Source organism: Kitasatospora sp. CB01950, from assembly GCF_001905465.1.
Classification (GTDB): domain Bacteria; phylum Actinomycetota; class Actinomycetes; order Streptomycetales; family Streptomycetaceae; genus Kitasatospora.
In genome coordinates, this window is sequence record NZ_LISX01000003.1 from 408,744 (window position 1) to 424,233 (window position 15,490).

At 72.2% G+C, this 15,490-nt stretch carries 12 protein-coding genes and 2 pseudogenes; 7 read left to right on the top strand and 7 right to left on the bottom strand.

Translation table 11 applies throughout. The features are described 5' to 3' along the window. The first annotated feature begins 127 nt into the window (after window positions 1-127). The 4 genes from AMK19_RS10255 (at window position 128) to AMK19_RS10270 (ending at window position 6,371) form a co-directional block, all read left to right on the top strand. Entirely contained in the window at window positions 128-961 is an 834-nt protein-coding gene (locus AMK19_RS10255; RefSeq protein ID WP_073810260.1) for a hypothetical protein, read from the top strand. 633 nt (window positions 962-1,594) lie between these two features. Further along, window positions 1,595-2,320, top strand: a complete 726-nt coding sequence (locus AMK19_RS10260; RefSeq protein ID WP_073810261.1) for a WXG100-like domain-containing protein — start codon at window positions 1,595-1,597, stop codon at window positions 2,318-2,320. Then, window positions 2,317-6,108 carry a colicin E3/pyocin S6 family cytotoxin gene (locus tag AMK19_RS10265; protein ID WP_073810263.1) on the top strand — a complete coding sequence of 1,264 codons (3,792 nt, stop codon included), beginning with the start codon at window positions 2,317-2,319 and terminating at the stop codon, window positions 6,106-6,108. The genes AMK19_RS10260 and AMK19_RS10265 overlap by 4 nt, the downstream gene beginning before the upstream one ends. After that, window positions 6,105-6,371 carry a DUF7683 domain-containing protein gene (locus AMK19_RS10270; RefSeq protein ID WP_073810266.1) on the top strand — a complete coding sequence of 89 codons (267 nt, stop codon included), beginning with the start codon at window positions 6,105-6,107 and terminating at the stop codon, window positions 6,369-6,371. The genes AMK19_RS10265 and AMK19_RS10270 overlap by 4 nt, the downstream gene beginning before the upstream one ends. Window positions 6,372-6,655: 284 nt before the next feature. Here AMK19_RS10270 and AMK19_RS10275 read toward each other — a convergent pair whose 3' ends face one another. From AMK19_RS10275 to AMK19_RS10285, 4 genes and pseudogenes are all read right to left on the bottom strand, one after another. Then, window positions 6,656-7,990: an MFS transporter gene (locus AMK19_RS10275; protein WP_083646633.1), complete on the bottom strand. Its 1,335-nt coding sequence runs from the start codon at window positions 7,988-7,990 to the stop codon at window positions 6,656-6,658. A 138-nt stretch (window positions 7,991-8,128) separates the two neighbouring features. Further along, on the bottom strand, window positions 8,129-8,668 hold the full coding sequence (locus tag AMK19_RS10280) for a carboxymuconolactone decarboxylase family protein (RefSeq protein ID WP_073810267.1): 540 nt from the start codon (window positions 8,666-8,668) through the stop codon (window positions 8,129-8,131). Between the two features lie 125 nt (window positions 8,669-8,793). Next, window positions 8,794-8,913: pseudogene (locus AMK19_RS35120) on the bottom strand (IS5/IS1182 family transposase); the annotation flags it as partial. Continuing rightward, a pseudogene (locus AMK19_RS10285) lies at window positions 8,914-9,177 on the bottom strand (FAD-dependent oxidoreductase); the annotation flags it as partial. 384 nt (window positions 9,178-9,561) lie between these two features. Here AMK19_RS10285 and AMK19_RS10290 point away from each other — a divergent pair. Both AMK19_RS10290 and AMK19_RS10295 read left to right on the top strand, forming a co-directional pair. Then, the gene (locus AMK19_RS10290) at window positions 9,562-10,113 is read left to right on the top strand and encodes a hypothetical protein (RefSeq protein WP_073810269.1); all 552 of its coding nucleotides are present in this window, start codon (window positions 9,562-9,564) and stop codon (window positions 10,111-10,113) included. Between the two features lie 242 nt (window positions 10,114-10,355). Then, entirely contained in the window at window positions 10,356-11,840 is a 1,485-nt protein-coding gene (locus AMK19_RS10295; protein ID WP_073810270.1) for a SulP family inorganic anion transporter, read from the top strand. A 127-nt stretch (window positions 11,841-11,967) separates the two neighbouring features. On the opposite strand, the gene AMK19_RS10300 is transcribed toward AMK19_RS10295, so the two are convergent. Genes AMK19_RS10300 through AMK19_RS10310 form a run of 3 tightly spaced genes read right to left on the bottom strand, consistent with a single transcriptional unit; the run spans window position 11,968 to window position 14,359 of the window. Beyond that, window positions 11,968-13,002, bottom strand: a complete 1,035-nt coding sequence (locus AMK19_RS10300) for a hypothetical protein (protein ID WP_073810272.1) — start codon at window positions 13,000-13,002, stop codon at window positions 11,968-11,970. Beyond that, window positions 12,999-13,934, bottom strand: coding sequence for an ABC transporter ATP-binding protein (locus AMK19_RS10305; RefSeq protein ID WP_073810274.1), 936 nt, complete (start codon window positions 13,932-13,934; stop codon window positions 12,999-13,001). Before AMK19_RS10305 ends, AMK19_RS10300 begins: the two co-directional genes overlap by 4 nt. Next, entirely contained in the window at window positions 13,931-14,359 is a 429-nt protein-coding gene (locus AMK19_RS10310; protein ID WP_073810275.1) for a GntR family transcriptional regulator, read from the bottom strand. The genes AMK19_RS10305 and AMK19_RS10310 overlap by 4 nt, the downstream gene beginning before the upstream one ends. 419 nt (window positions 14,360-14,778) lie before the next feature. Between AMK19_RS10310 and AMK19_RS37075 the strand changes: the two genes are divergently transcribed. Beyond that, on the top strand, window positions 14,779-15,351 hold the full coding sequence (locus tag AMK19_RS37075; protein ID WP_073810277.1) for an SGNH/GDSL hydrolase family protein: 573 nt from the start codon (window positions 14,779-14,781) through the stop codon (window positions 15,349-15,351). The last annotated feature ends 139 nt before the right edge of the window (window positions 15,352-15,490 follow it).

Genomic DNA, 15,490 nt, shown 5'->3' on the forward strand with positions numbered 1-15,490 from the left:
AGGACTGATCCGCGCGTCCCCGGACCCCGCCCCTCGGTAACCCGCTTGCCAAAAAGCCCATGTGAGGGTGTATGAATCCAGGGCCCACGCCAATCGTGGGCCCTGGAACAAGGGGGTTTCCCGCTCGATGCGGAAGAACGTCTTCACACGCGCCGCCGCGGCCCTGCTCGGTGCCGCGGTCATCGCCGTCGTGGCTCCGGCCGGCACTGCCGCGGCGAAGCCGTCGGCCCACGAGGCCACCAGCCTGCGCAGCGGCGAGAAGCTCCTGTCGGGGCAGAGCATGGTCAGCGGCGAGACCGAGCTGGTGATGCAGTACGACGGCAACCTGGTGCTCTACCTGGTGGGCGACACCGGCCACCGCGGCCCGGTGCTGTGGGCCAGCGGCACCTACGGCAACCAGGGCGCGTACGCCTACATGCAGCCCGACGGCAACTTCGTGGTCTACCGCAAGGGCGGCGGACCGGACTCCGGCGGCGCGCTGTGGAGCACCGGGAGCTACGGCCACCCGGGCACGGTGGCCTCGCTGCTGAACGGCTGGTTTGCCGTCAGCGGCCAGCAGCTGTACTGGCAGACCGACACCGGCGTCACCCCGGCCGTCGGCGCCACCAACGACAAACTCGGCCCGGTCCCCAACACCATGGCGCACGGCCGCTGGATCGAGTCGAACTCGGTCTGGCTGCTCATGCAGCCCGACGGGAACCTGGTCCTCTACCGCAAGCGCGACGGCGCGGCGCTGTGGTCCACCGGCACCTACGGCCACCCGAACAGCTTCGCGACCGTGTCGGGCGCGCCGACCTTCGGCGCCCTGTGGCTCAGCTCCCAGGGCGTCGGAGTCACCTGGTCGCTCTCGACCAAGGGCCGGCCCGGCGACTGGGCGAAGGTGCAGGACGACGGCAACTTCGTGATCTACGGCAGCGACGGCGCCGCCCGCTGGTCCACCGGCACCTGGGGCAACTGGTAGTCGCCCGCTCTCCGCGAGGGTGCGCCGGCCCCGATGCTGCGCGCACCCTTGACGGTGCACCGACCTTCGGGTCCCGCTCCGGCGAACACGCCATGCTTCGGCTGCTCGACCAATTCCCGGACGTGGACGCCGTGTTCGCCGCCTCCGACGCCATGGCCGTCGGCGCCCTGCGCGCGCTGCGGGTCGTCATCAGCCCTGGAGGGCTTGCAGCGAGAAAGCCTCGACAGCGAAGGGCTCCGGGGTCGATGTCGTCACCAGCCATGAAGATTCGCTGTGAATCGGGCGCGGCGGCAGCTTGCGCGGGGCGCTGCGTGAGCTACGCCGGTGCGGGTCGGAGAAGGGCAGCTTCGACGCGACGCGCGGACGATCACGATCCGTGGTAGTCGGGTAGGCGGCCGTGGTACGCCATCAGGTGCCGGCCGGCGAGTTGCCGGCGCCGCCTGCGCTGCCCGGCGTTGCTGGTGTTGGTCGCTGAAGGGGCGACATGTCGGTGTCGCAGCTGGACCTGAGCAGACTTCGGCAGGTCCGTGGGCCCGGGTTCGACATGAGCGGTACACGCGCAGCATCGTCAGATAGGTTGTGGGCCGGCGAACGTGCGTACAAGAGCTATTCGATGGCGGGTAAGGGGGAACCGTGGCGATCGAACTGCCCGGGGAGGTGGTGTCGTTCCTCGATTTCATCGGCATCAACTGGCCGACCGTGAACGAGGACGGCGTCCGTGAGTTCGCGTCGCATGTGCGGGAGTTCGCCGACAACGTGCGTAGCACCCGCCAGGACTCGACCGGTACGATCCGGCAACTCGGCGAGGCCTACCAGGGCGCGTCCTACGACCTTCTGGTGGCCAAGTGGGACCAGCTGTCGGGTGGTCATCTCGATGAGCTGGTGCAGGCATGCCACGTGGTGGCCGGTGCGCTGGACGTTGCAGCCGACGTGATCGTGGCGATGAAGGTCGAGGCGATCGCCGAACTGGTCGCCCTGGCAGCCGCGTTCGTTGCGGACCAGGCAGCCGCAGTGGCCACGCTCGGCGCGGCCGAGGCGGCCCTCGTACTGATCGAGCAGGCCGCGAAGAAGCTGGTCAACTACCTGGAGCAGCAACTCGAGCAGTACGTCATCGGCCAGGTGATCGAGGCCGCGATCAACCCGCTGGTGGAGGTCGTCGAGCGGGCGGTGACCGGGCTGGTCTTCCAGACCGCCGGGGCGGCACTCGGCGCTGCCGGTGGAGCGGCGGCGGGCAGCGGATTCCAGATCCACCCCGAGATGCTCGACGAGCACGCCCTGACCATGCAGCGGCACGCCGAGACCGTCGCCTCGCACGCGCAGGCCTTCGAGTCCAAGCTCGCGGGGGTGAGCTTCGTATGAGCAACCAGATCGTCCGGGCCCTGGAACACGCCGCGCAGAAGCTCGGCACCACGCTGGCGAAGGACGCCGGCACGGCGGTCAAGGACTTCTACTCCACGACCGGCCAGAACCTGAAGAAGGTCGCCAAGAACGTCCGTGACGTGGAGGAGAAGCACGCTGCCCAGCTGCGGCAGGTCGGCACTCGCGAGAAGGGCGCTCTGTCCGCGCCGCGCACCGGTGACAGCACCCGCCGGGGCAAGGGCGGGCTGCCCTTGGGCCGCGGGAAACGGCAGGGCAAGGCCGTCGACGGCAACGGCACGTGTCTCACCGGCGCCGACCCGGTGGACGTGGTCTCCGGCCAGGTCATCACCTCGGAGACCGACGTGGATCTGCCCGGACTGCTGCCGCTGACGCTGCGCCGCGCATACGCCTCGGACTACATCGGCGGGCGGCTGCACGGCCCCGGCTGGTCGTCCACCCTCGACCAGCGGATCGAGATCGACGCCGACGGTGTCCACTTCGCCGGCGACGACGCCCAGATCCTGCACTACCCGCTGCCCGACAGTCCCGGCCGGCCGGTCCTCCCCGCAGGCGGAGCGCGTCGGCCGTTGGTGTGGGACCAGCGCGGCGACGCCTTCCGGATCGAGGACCCGGACCGCGGCTGGACCCACCACTTCGGCGGCCCGGGCGGCCCCTCCTGGCGGATCGGCGAGGTCCGCCCGTTGACCGGGATCTCGGACCGCAACGGGCACCGGATCGACTTCCTTCGCGACGCGGACGGTCTGCCCATCGAGGTGCGGCACTCCGCCGGCTACCGGGTCGCGGTCGACATCGCGCCGGGCCCGGAGGGTGTGCGGGTCGAGCGGCTGCGGCTGCTCGACGGGACCGGCACGGGCAGCACCGTCGTCGAGTACCAGTACTACCCGGACGGCCACCTCGCCTCGATCGTCGACTCCACCGGCCTGCCCTACGTCTACGAATACGACGACGAGGGGCGGATGACCGACTGGATCGACCGCAACGGCTACTCCTACACCTATGAGTACGACCAGGTCTCCGGCCGGGTGGTCCGCGCGTCGGGGCAGGACGGCGCACTTGCTGCCGAGTTCGCCTATGACACCGCCGCCCGCACCACGGCCGTCACCGACTCGCTCGGCCGCACCACGGTCCACCAGTACGACCAGGACGAACGGGTCGCACTGACCACCGACCCGGCCGGCCACTGCGTGCACACCGAGTGGGACCGCCGCGGCGGTCTGCTCGCCACGACCGACCAGCTCGGCCGGACCACCCGGTACACCCTTGACGAGCAGGGCGACCCGGTTCGGATCGACCACCCGGACGGCACCGCGACCGAGCTCAGCCACAACGCGCTCCGTCTGCCCGTGCAGATCACCCTCCCGGGCGGCGCGGTCTGGCGTTACGAGTACGACGAGCGCGGGAACCGGCTGGCTGTCACCGACCCGTGCGCGGTGACCACCCGTTACGAGTACGACGAGCTCGGCCGGGCCACCGCGACGGCCGACGCCGAGGGCAACGTCACCCGGATCGAGACCGACCCGGCCGGCCTGATGCTGGCCGTCAGTGACCCGCTCGGCCAGACCTATCGCTGTGAGCGTGACGGCTTCGGCAGGGTGGTCGTAGAGACCGATCCGCTCGGCGACACCACGCGCTACGGCTGGACCGTCGAGGGCCGCCCGCTCTGGCGCCAGCTGCCCGACGGCGGCCGCGAGGAGTGGGTGCACGACCCGGAAGGCGGGCTGCTCGAACACCTGGACCCGGCCGGTCACCGCACTCGTTACGAGGTCGGCAGCTTCGGTGTCCGCACCGCGCAGATCGACGCCGCCGGCGCCCGGCTGGAGTACGGCTACGACACCGAGCTGCGGATGACCGCCATCACCGGCCCGACCGGCCGCACCTGGCAGTACGTCTACGACCAGGCCGGCAACCTCTCCGCCGAAACCGACTACAACGGTCGGACCGTCCGCTACGAGCACGACGCCGCCGGTCAACTGGTCCGGCGAACCAACGGTGCCGGGCAGAGCGTCGGCTACACCTGGGATGCCGCCGGCCGGGTCACCGGCCACCACAGCGACACCGGCGGCTCGGACTTCGCGTACGACGAGGCCGGCAACCTGCGCCAAGCCCGCAACAAGGAGGTCCTGCTCGGGTTCGGCCACGACGCCCTCGGCCGCCTGCTCTCCGAGACCGTCAACAGCCTGACCACCACCAGCAGCTACGACCTGCTGGGCCGACGGGTCGAGCGCAGAACCCCGAGCGGCACGGTCACCCGGTGGCAGCACGATGCGAACCACCGGACCACCGCGCTGCAGACCCCGAGCGTGCGACTCACTTTCGGCTACGACGCGGCCGGTCAGGAACTCTACCGCTGGCTCGGCGACCGGCTCGCCCTCACCAGCAGCTGGGACAGGATGGGGCGGCTGACCGGCCGACAGGTCCTCGCCGTCGACGGCGAGGGCGCTTCCCGGAGCTCCCGCCTGCTGCGTGAACGCGGCTGGACCTACCGTGGCGACGGCTTGCCGGTCACCCAGTCCGACAAGGGCGGGATCGACCGGCACTTCCAGCTCGACCCCATCGGCCAGGTCACCGCCGTGCAGGCGGGCGAGCTCAGCGAGCAGTACTCCTACGACGCCGGCGGCAACCTGCTGCACGCGGCCACAAGTCGTGGCGCGGCCCTCGACCTGGCGGGACCGCGCACCATCGACGGCATGCTGCTGCGCGAGGCCGGCCGCTGCCGCTACGAGTACGACGCCCAAGGGCGCCTGGTGGGAAGCCGTCGACGCACGCTCTCCGGCAAGGAGAAGAGCTGGGGGTTCCACTGGGATGCCTTCGACAGGCTCACCGACGCCAGGAACCCCGCAGGTGAGCACTGGCACTATGTCTATGACCCGCTGGGCCGCCGCACCGCGAAACAGCTGCTCGGCCCCGATGGAGCCGTGCTCGCCGAGACCCGCTTCTGCTGGGACGGCGAGGTGCTCGTCGAGCAGGGCCACCACGTCGCCGGGCAGCAGACCACCACGACCACGACCTGGGAGTACCAACCGGACACCTGGACCCCGGTGACGCAGATCGAGCGCACCCGGTCCGACCAGACGGTGATCGACGAGCGGTTCTACGCCATCGTCACCGACCTGGCGGGCGCACCGACCGAACTCCTCACCGCCGAAGGCGAGGTGGTCTGGCAGCGCACCGCCTCGCTGTGGGGCCTGCCGCTGACCTCCGACGCCACCGGGCCGGCCGACTGCCCGCTCCGCTTCCCCGGTCAGTACCACGACGAGGAGACCGGCCTCGACTACAACCTGCACCGCTACTACGACCCGCAGACCGCCCGCTTCATCAGCCCGGATCCGCTCGGACTGACGCCTGCACCCAACCACTACGCCTACGTCACCAACCCGCTCGACGAGATCGACCCGCTCGGCCTCGCCAAGCGCAAGGGCTCACGCGGCAGCAGCAGCGGCGGTAGCGGCGGCGGTAGCGGTAGCGGCGGCAACAACAACCAGAAGCCGACCCCGCCCGCCCCGGGCAGTCGAGCCATCCCACCCCGTCAGCCACCGCCGTCCTCCCTCCCGGGCTTCCCCGGGGCGCGCCGAGTCCCGCCGAAGACCTCCGTCCAGAAGGGCGGTGGCCTGCGCCCGCGCTGGGAGGACAAGAAGAACATCTACGAGTGGGACTCCCAGCACGGCGAGGTCGAGAAGTACGACAAGCAGGGCAAGCATCTCGGCGCGTTCGACGTGGACGGCAAGCAGCTCAAGGGGCCCGAAGCAGGAAGGACGTGCGTGAAATGATCTGGGTTGTACTCGGGTTCAACCGCAGCGACGACGAGCTCGTTGTCGAGTGGACCCTCCCGCCCTCGTTCGACGAGGCGAGTGCCGCCGAGCTGGTCGGGCCGTGGCCCGACCTGATCGGCTCCAGCTTCCCGCTGTCCGACGACCAGCTACCTGTGATCGAGGAACTGATCGGGGTCAAGGCCGACGGCGCTCAGGTTTCCTACTTCCTTGAAGCCCAGCAGGGCCAGCACGAGGTGAGGTCGCCACGGCAGAGCACCTGAAGCGGACACTCTGCCTGCGCCGGCCTGCGGGCCTGGCGCAGGCAGGTGTACAAGTGGCCTGGCGGACGCTGCCTTCGACGCCGGCGCGCAGGGCGTGGTCGCGGTTCCATGCAGCTCACCTTCTCTCGCTCCATCGACCCGGTCACCCTCCCCATGAGATCGGCATAGAGCGATCAGAGTGGGGCCCGGGGCGCGACGGCAGGGCTCCCTCGATCACCGGCGGTCCTTCTGGATGAATGATGCGAAGGGTCAGGGCCTGTCCGGCGGATCTTGCCGGACAGGCCCTAACCCATCGGCACCGGCTCCGGGTGCGCCGGTTGGGATCGTTCGGTGTCGGAAGCGCCGGAGGTCGCCGTGGCTGCGAGGCCGAGGAGGACGGCGGCCACCACGCCGGCGATGAACCAGCCGGACGGGCCGTTCTTGCCGAGGTGGGTGGCCAGGAGTGGGGTGGTGCCGCCCAGGACGGCGCTGGTCAGTGCGTAGGGGAGGCCGATGCCCAGGGCGCGTACGCGGGGCGGGAAGATTTCGGCGAGCAGGGCGGGCAGGACCGTGGTGACGCAGACCAGGTAGACCACGCCGCTGCCGTAGGCGAGTAGCAGACTGACGAACCGGCCGGTCATGGCGAGGTAGGCCCAGGAGCCCCCGGTGGCGAAGAGCAGGCTCGCCACGACCAGCAGCCGCCGTGGCCCGACCCGGTCGGCGAGCAGGCCGATCGGCACCTGGAGCAGGATCATTACGGCGGTGGCGCAGACCACGACCCAGAACATCGTCCCGTCCGGAGCCAGCCGCTGCCCCATCGCCGGTATCACCGAGGTCCAGGTGCTGCCGACGGTCGCCATCCCGGCCACCAGTAGGACGGAGCGCAGGACCTGCTGCCGGTGGGTGCGCAGGACCTCGCGCAGCGGGCTGCGGTCCTGACGGGAGCTCACCTCGCGCCGGAAGACCTCGCTCTCGGTGATCCGGCTCCGCAGCGCCAGCAGGACCAGCCCGAGCACGCCGCCGATCAGGAACGGCACCCGCCAGCCCCAGGTCTCCATCGCCCCGGGACCCACCAGGCCGGTCAGCATGCCGCCGAGCATCGCGGCGGTGAACGCGCCCGCGGCGGTGGTGAGCGAGAACAGGCTGCCGTAGAGGCCCCTGCGGCGAGGCGGGGCCAGTTCCATCAGGTACGCCGCCGCGGCGGGCCACTCACCGCCGGAGGAGATGCCCTGGGCGAGCCGGGCGCAGAGCAGCAGCACCGGGGCGAGGATCCCGGCCTGCTGGTAGGTCGGGGCGCTCCCGATCAGGACCGAACCGGCCGTCATCAGCAGAATCGCCAGCAGCAGCGCCGGCTTGCGGCCCCGGCGGTCCGCCAGCCGGCCCAGCAGCACGCCGCCGAGCGGCCTGGCCAGCACGCCCACCCCGAGCACCGCGAAGGCACCCAGCAGCGAGGTGGTCGGATCGGCGGAGGGGAAGAACCGCTCCGCGAAGAGCGGGGCGAACAGACCGTACGCCAGCCAGTCGAAGGATTCCACGAAGTTCCCGACCACGGTCGCGGTGACGGCACGGCGACGTAACCGCACAGCCTCGGGCGAAGGGGCGGGCAGCGGGTGGAGCGGGCTGGCCTCGGTGTGCGGCATGGGTGGGCTGCTCCCGACGCGGACGATGTGAGGGCTCATGATTCCGGGCCTCGCGTCCGCTGCCTACTTCTCGATTGCTCTCTCCCCACCGCCGCGCATCCCGGGCCCCGGTCCACCGACCGGGGCCCGGGGGCGTCGTCAGCGCGGGCTGCCGTACCCGTGCGCCACGATCCGCTCGGCGCCCTCGGTGTAGTAGCTCCGGTCGGCCGGCAGCTCGGTGTCGAGGCAGCTGACGTAGCGGTTGTACATGCAGAACGCGGCGGCGATCAGCACCGTGTCGTGGATCTCGTCGTCCCCCGCACCCTCCGCCCGGGCGGCGGCCACGGCCTTCTCCGAGACCGGGCGGGCGAACGCCTGGACCTCGGCGGCAACCCGCAGCAGGGCCCGCAGCTGCTCGGAGACCGGCGCGGTCTCCAGGTCGTTCAGGACGGCCGTCACCAACTCCTCGCCGCCGTCGAGCTGCGCGGCGGCGAACGCACCGTGCGAGTCGGAGCAGAACCGGGTCCGGTTGAGTTCGGAGACGTAGGCGGCTATCAGCTCGCGCTCTCCCCGGGGCAGCGGGGAGGGGCCGCGCAGCAGGACGTTGACGAGCTGGTTCAGCGGCGCGGCGCTGTCGGGGCGGTCGGCCAGCAGACCGCTGATGCCCGGGAGGTCGTTGCCGATGCTGATGTGTGGCACTGTGGTTCTCCTTAACGGCGTTCCGGATGTGACGGTCAGTCGACGGGGATCCCGCCCGGAACCGTCCGGTGTCCGTACCCGGGTACTCCGCGCCGACGGTCTAAATTCTGTCCGGCGGATCGGGTCTGAATCCATAGGCGGATCGAGGCGAGGGTGACGGTGCCGTGGAAGACGTAGGCCCGTTAGTCGTAGCGGGTGGCGACGGCGCGGAAGGTCTTGAGGCGGTTGATGGTGCGCTCGACTTCCTTCAGCACACCGCCGAACAGCCCGCCGACCCGGAACTCCCGGCTCACCGCCCGGCAGCGCCCCAACAGCCCACGCTGATCCATCACCTCCACACTGCGCGCATGCAGGCCCTGCCCGCGCGACTCCCCGGTCGGAGCCGTCAACCGCTCAAGGACCACCACCTCCACCCCGTGCAGCCGCAGCTCGCACGCCAGCATCAAACCGGTCGGCCCACCGCCGACCACCACGACGTCGATCATCAACCCTCCGAAAACGCCCAGCAAGTGATTTTCCGTCAGAACCGTCGTGTTCCGCACAACTCGCGCGCCATCGCCCGCGATCGGACATTCTGCGCCACCACCCGGGCCTTGCCACAAGCCCCCCGCCGCGCTATAGCTTGAGAGTGGCAGGAGCGGCCCGACCGCCCTGCCGTCGCTGTTCCCGGGCCCGGGCGACGGGCCGGATCCGACGGTTCCGGCGGGACGGCGCACTGTCCCGAGTGCGGCGTGTGCGCGGCGTGTGCGCGGCCGGGAACCGGACAAACCGATGGCCGAGACCCCGGCGAAGCGCCCGCAGCGCCACACCCACCGTGACCGCCCGGCTACGATGACGGCACATCAAGTCCGATGGCGGGGAGCCGAGTTCGGACGCGAGCCGGGGAGGGCGGGATGCGCAGAGCCGTGCTGCCGAACTGGCTGCAGCGCACCGAACCCGCCACGCCCGCCACGCCCGCCGGGCTCGTCAAGGCCACTCAATGCGCCGAGCGTGCCGAGCGCGCCAAGTACGCCGGGCGAGCCCAGCGTGCCCAGCGCGCCACGTCGGCCCGGCCGGTCGCGGCGCTGGTCGGTGTGCTGGTCATGGCGTTGGCCGCGGTCCTGCTCACCGGGCTGACGGCCGACCGGCTCCAGGACGACCCGGCGGCCGCCGTCGCGCCCGCCGGCCGGAGCAGCACGAGCAGCACGAGCAGCACGAGCGGCGCCGCGGAGGAGGAACCGGAGCGCGTCGAACGCGGATCCACCGCCCCCGCGCCCGCCCGCCGCGCCGCCCGCACCCCCCGGACGACGGCGCGGCCGGTACTCCGCGCGGACGCCTGCCCGGGCCCGCGCACCCCGCCCGATACCGCCGGCCGACCCGCCCCGGCCGGCCCCGCCGCACAACGGCCCGCCACCCGGCGGACCGTCGCGCAACGGACCGCCGCACTCCAGGTGTTCCGCTGCTGATCCGGTGCCACCACGCCCGGCCCTGACACCTCGTCACCGACTCCGTTGCCCCGTGCGGTGCCCCGTGCGCCCCACTGTGCCGCCACCGCCACCGCCACCGCCACCGGCGCCGACCCGCCATGCCCGCACGCCCGCACGCCCGCACGCCCGCACCCGGCCGTCGCCCACCGGCGCGTCCGGCGGACGGCGCGCGTGCCCGCGCCACCGGAAGTCCCCGTCACTGCTACACCCGAGGACCCGCCATGCCCTGGAACTCCGCCCGGGTGCGCGCCGTGCTGCGCACCGACCTGCCCGCCTCGATCACCGTCTTCCTCGTCGCCGTCCCGCTCTGCGTCGGCGTCTCCGTCGCCTCCGGCGCACCCGCCGAACTCGGCCTCGTCACCGGCATCATCGGCGGCCTGGTGGCCGGCGCGCTGCCCGGCAGCAGCCTGCAGGTCAGCGGGCCCGCCGCCGGACTGACCGTGCTCGTCCACGCCGCCGTCACCGCCTACGGACTGCCCGCCCTCGGCGTGGTGGTGCTGACCGCCGGGCTGGTGCAGGTGCTGCTCGCCCTGCTGCGCCTGGGACGCTGGTTCCGGGCCGTCTCCGCCGCCGTGGTGGAGGGCATGCTCACCGGCATCGGCATCGTGCTGATCGCCTCGCAGGGCTACGTGCTGCTCGACCGCAAGGCCAACGGGGAAGCGCTTTCCAACCTCGCCGGGCTGCCCGCCGCCGCCGTCCGGGCCGTCGACACGGAGGCCGGTGCGGCGTCCCTCGTCATCGGCGCGCTCGTGATCGCGGTGCTGGTGCTGTGGAAGTACGTGCCGCGCCGCCTCGCGCTGCTGCCCGGGCCGCTGGTCGCCGTGGTGCTCGCCGCGGCCGCCGTCCGGCTGCTGGACCTGCCGGTGCAGACCGTCCGGGTGGACGGCCTGCTCGACACCCTCCAGCCGCCCGGCGCCGAGCAGTTCGCGCTGCTGCTGCGCCCCGAGGTGTGGGGCACGGTGCTGGCGTTCGCGCTGATCGCCTCCGCCGAGAGCCTGTTCAGCGCGTCCGCCGTCGACCACATGCACGCGGGGCCGCGCACCGCCTACAACCGGGAGCTGCTCGCCCAGGGCGTCGGCAACACCGTCGCCGGGGCGCTCGGCGCGCTGCCGATGACCGCGGTGATCGTGCGCAGCGCCGCCAACGTCCAGGCGGGCGCCCGGACGAAGGCGGCGCGGATCCTGCACGGCGTGTGGCTGCTGCTGTTCGCGCTGGTGCTGCCGGGCCTGCTGCACCTGGTGCCGCTGGCCGCGCTCGCCGGGCTGCTGGTGCACGCCGGCGGCAAGCTGGTCGCGCCCCGGGCCCGGTGGCGGCTGTGGCGCGCCGACCGGTCCGAGGCGCTGGTGCTGCTCGCCACCGCGGTCGGCATCGTCACCACCAACCTGCTGGAGGGCGTGGTGATCGGCCTGGTCGCCGCGCTCGCCAAGACCGCGTGGGACGTCACCCACATCCGGCTGCACGTCGAACACTCCCCGGACGGCACCGTGGTGCGGGTGCACGGGAACGCCACCTTCGTCAAACTCCCCACCCTGGTCGACCGGTTGGAGGACGTCACGCCGACCGGCCCGGTCGAGCTCGACCTGTCCGCCCTCACCCACCTGGACGCCGCCTGCCGCCAGGCCCTCACCTCCTGGGCCGACCAGCACCGCCGACGCGGCGTCCCGGTGACCGTCACGCCCGAAGCCGAACTGATCAGGTCCGGCTGAGCCGAACCACCTTGCCCGGCACGGCCGTTCGACCGGGGTCGGCGGCGTGCCGGGCGCTGGGCTGATCGGGCACTGGGCTGCTCGGGCGGCGAGGTGCTCAGGTGGCCGGTGCTCGGGCAGCCGGTGCTCAGGCGGCCGTCCGGGTGACCCGCCGGTAGACCAGCAGGACCAGGGCGGCCGAGACGGCCAGCAGCAGGCCGCCCTCGATCAGCTGCATCGGGACGACGTGCGACAGCGGGTGCCAGGAGCCCCAGGCGAGGCCGGAGTTCGTGCACTCCTCGCCGTGGCGGTAGCAGTCGCTCCCGGACAGCCGCGTCCCGTCGGCCAGCACCGGGCCGTGGTTCACCAGCCAGGCATTGCGCATGGCCTCGATCGGGACCGCGTACTGGGCGTGGCCCTGGACGACCGCGTACGTCCCCGTGACCGGCGGGAGGAAGTGCACCCGGGCGAGCGGCATCAGCACCTGGGCCCCCAGCACGAGAACGCCGGTCACCAGCACCGATGCCACGGTGCGGCGCAGCAGCTGACCGACCGCCACGCCGAGGGCCAGCGCGAACAGCGACCAGGCGAGCGGCGCGAGGCCGATCGACGCGTAGGTGAAGCCCGGGAACACCTCGTCCTGACCGAAGGAGAGACGGTGCATGTCGTACCAGAGCCAGGAGTTCATCGCCGCGAACAGGCCGACGGAGAGGGTCACCAGGAGCGCGGGCACGGTCAGCCGGGCGGTCAGCCAGCGCACCGGCGACACCGACTGAGCGCGGATCATCCGCAGCGTGCCGCGCTCGTACTCCTGCGACAGCAGCGGCGCGCCCAGGAACATGCCGACCACGGCGGGCAGCAGGAAGAACGGCCGGTGCGTCAGGTTGCTGTAGGCGTCCATCAGGTCACCGCGGGGACCGACCAGGTTCTGGCAGATCGGCACGTTCCAGCTGCTGGCGGAGGCGCAGGGACCGGTGGTCCGGTAGATCACGTCCTGGAACTGCCAGTGCAGGACGAACAGCCCGAGGCACACCGCCAGCATGGCCCCGCCGAACGTCCATACGGCGAGCCGGTTCTGCCGCCAGGCCAGCCAGGCGAGGCCTCGCAGGCGGGAGCGGCGGGTCGGGGACGGGGCGGCCGGCGTGGCGGCGGCGGTCGCGGGCAGGTGGGCGGTGGTGCTCACGCGGCGACCTCGCTGGTGGTCGGACGACGGTCGGTGGAAGCGCTGTCCGGGCCGGCTCCGGCGGGATTGCGCAGGTAGGCGAGCAGGAGTTCCTCCAGGCGCGGACGGTTCGCGTCCCACTCCTGCGCCAGGGCTTCGGGTTCCGCGGTGCGGACCAGCCCGGTGGCCTGGCGGCCGGTGACCCGCCACTCGATCACGCTCCCGGCGGGCCGCCCGGCGTCGGCCAGGCCGTTCACCAGGCAGTGCCCGTCGAGGAGTTCGTCCAGTTCGCCGGCCAGCCGGACCCTTCCGGACTGCACCAGCACCACGTGGTCGACCACGTCCTCCAACTCGCCGATCAGGTGCGAGGAGATCACCACCGTGGTGCCGTGCTCGGTGGCCTGGGCGAGCAGCAGACCGGTCAGGTCGTGCCGGGCCAGCGGGTCCAGATCCGCGAACGGCTCGTCCAGCAACAGGAGTTCGGCCCGCTTGCCGAGCGCAAGAGCGAGCGCGACCCGGCTGCGCTGGCCGCCCGAGAGTCGACCGATCCGCGCCGTCGGACTCAACTCGCCAAGCTCGACGACACGTTGGGCAGTCGCCTCGTCCCAGTCCGGGTTCAGCTCGCGGCCCAGACGCAGCGTGTCGGCGACCGTGAACGTCCGGTACAGCGGCTTCTCCTGCGTCACGTGGGCGACGCGGGCCCGCAACTCGGGCGTCGCCGGAGTGCTCACCGGCGTGCCCAGCACCCGCAGTTGACCCTCCGACGGGGTGAACAGTCGCGCCGCCAGGCCGAACAGGGTGCTCTTGCCCGCCCCGTTCGGGCCGACCACACCGCAGATCCGTCCGGTCGGCACCGCGAAGTCGCAGTGCCGGACCGCCCATTGGTCCTTGCGGTAGCTCCAGCCGAGGTCCTTCGCCTCCAGTGCGAGCGGCTCGCTCGTCGCTGCGGTCATTGCTTCCCCTTGTCCAGTGTCGTCCGCTCCGCCGGGCCCACCCCGGACTCGAAGCGCTGATCCAGCACGGAGGCCACCAGCGCGGTGATGTCCTCCCGGTCGAGCCCGGCCTGCCGGGCCCCGTCCACCCAGGCCGTCAACTGCGCCCGCAGCGGCCCGTCCTCGGCCGTCTCCGGCCTCGACAGCGACCGCAGCACGAACGTCCCGAGACCGGGTCGCGGCGCGACCAGCCCCTCGCGTTCCAGCTCCCGGTACGCCTTCAGCACCGTGTTCGGATTCACGGCCGTCCGCTCGACCACCTCCCGCGCCGTCGGCAGCCGGTCCCCGGGCTGAAGAGCGCCCAACCGCAGTGCGTGCTTGGTCTGTTGAACGATCTGCTGGTACGTCGGCACACCGCTGCGCCGATCCAGGCGGTACTCGATCACGGCACCACCACCCTTTCACTAATCGAATAGTGGAATGGTGGTGGTTGGGCGGGCTGCGGTCAAGTCGACTGGTGGGAGCGATGATTGACGAATGGTCGGCGCGCCCGGTCGACAGGTGGCGCGACTGCTCCCGGCGACCGGGCCGGCCCGGGCGTTCGCCATCGCGATCGGATCCCGTGGCGGCGACGGACCACCGTTGCGGCGGGACGCGCGGGAGTCGATAGGCCGTCCGACCCCGGCGCGCAAGCTCGGCGCCACCGTCGAGGGCGGCGTCCTGCGCCTGAGCGACCGCGAGTTGGCCGCCGCCGGCGACCACGAGACCGACGACCACGTCCGGCGGCGCGTGACCCTCGCCTCCGGGGAGACCGCCTGGGCCCACCCACCTGGACGCGCGCCCGCTGCGGGCCGCGGCACGCATCGTGATCGTCGGCGACAGCATCGCCTACGGGCGCTGCGACCCCGAGGGCGGCTGGGCCGGGCAGTTCGCGACCGCCCACATCGCCGCGGACGAGCACGCGCACCGCGTCCTCAACCTCGCCGTCCCCGGCAACACCCTGGCCGACGTCAGCGAACAGACACCCGCGCTGCTGCCTCCCCGCCACCCGGACACGATCGTCGTCGCCGCCGGCATCAACGACTCGGCCGTGCCGCTCGCCGCGTCCGACACCGGCCTCGACGGACTGCGCGACATCACCGGCCCCCTCGACGCGCTGCTCGCGACCGCCCGACGCCACCACGCGCGCCTGGTCGTCCCCGGACCGCTCCGGCTCGACGAGTCCTGCACCGGCGACTTCGAAGGCCTCCGCTTCACGGCGGCCCGGGCCCTCGAACTGCGCGCCGCGCTGCGGACGCGGGGCGCGGAGCACCACGTCGACCACCTCGACCTGTGGGAGCCGCTGCGCGACCGACCCGAGCCGTCCGTCGACGGACTGCACCCCGGCACCGAAGGCCACAAGGAGCTCTACCGCTACCTGAGCACCCACCACTGCTGAACACGCCGGTCGCTCGCCCGCCCGAACCCGACGACGGTGCGCAACTGCGCGCACCCCGGTTCGCGCGCGTACCCGTCGCGGCAACAGGAAGCAGTGCGGAGCACCCCCGATCGCCGACCACCCCCCGAACAGCGTCGTC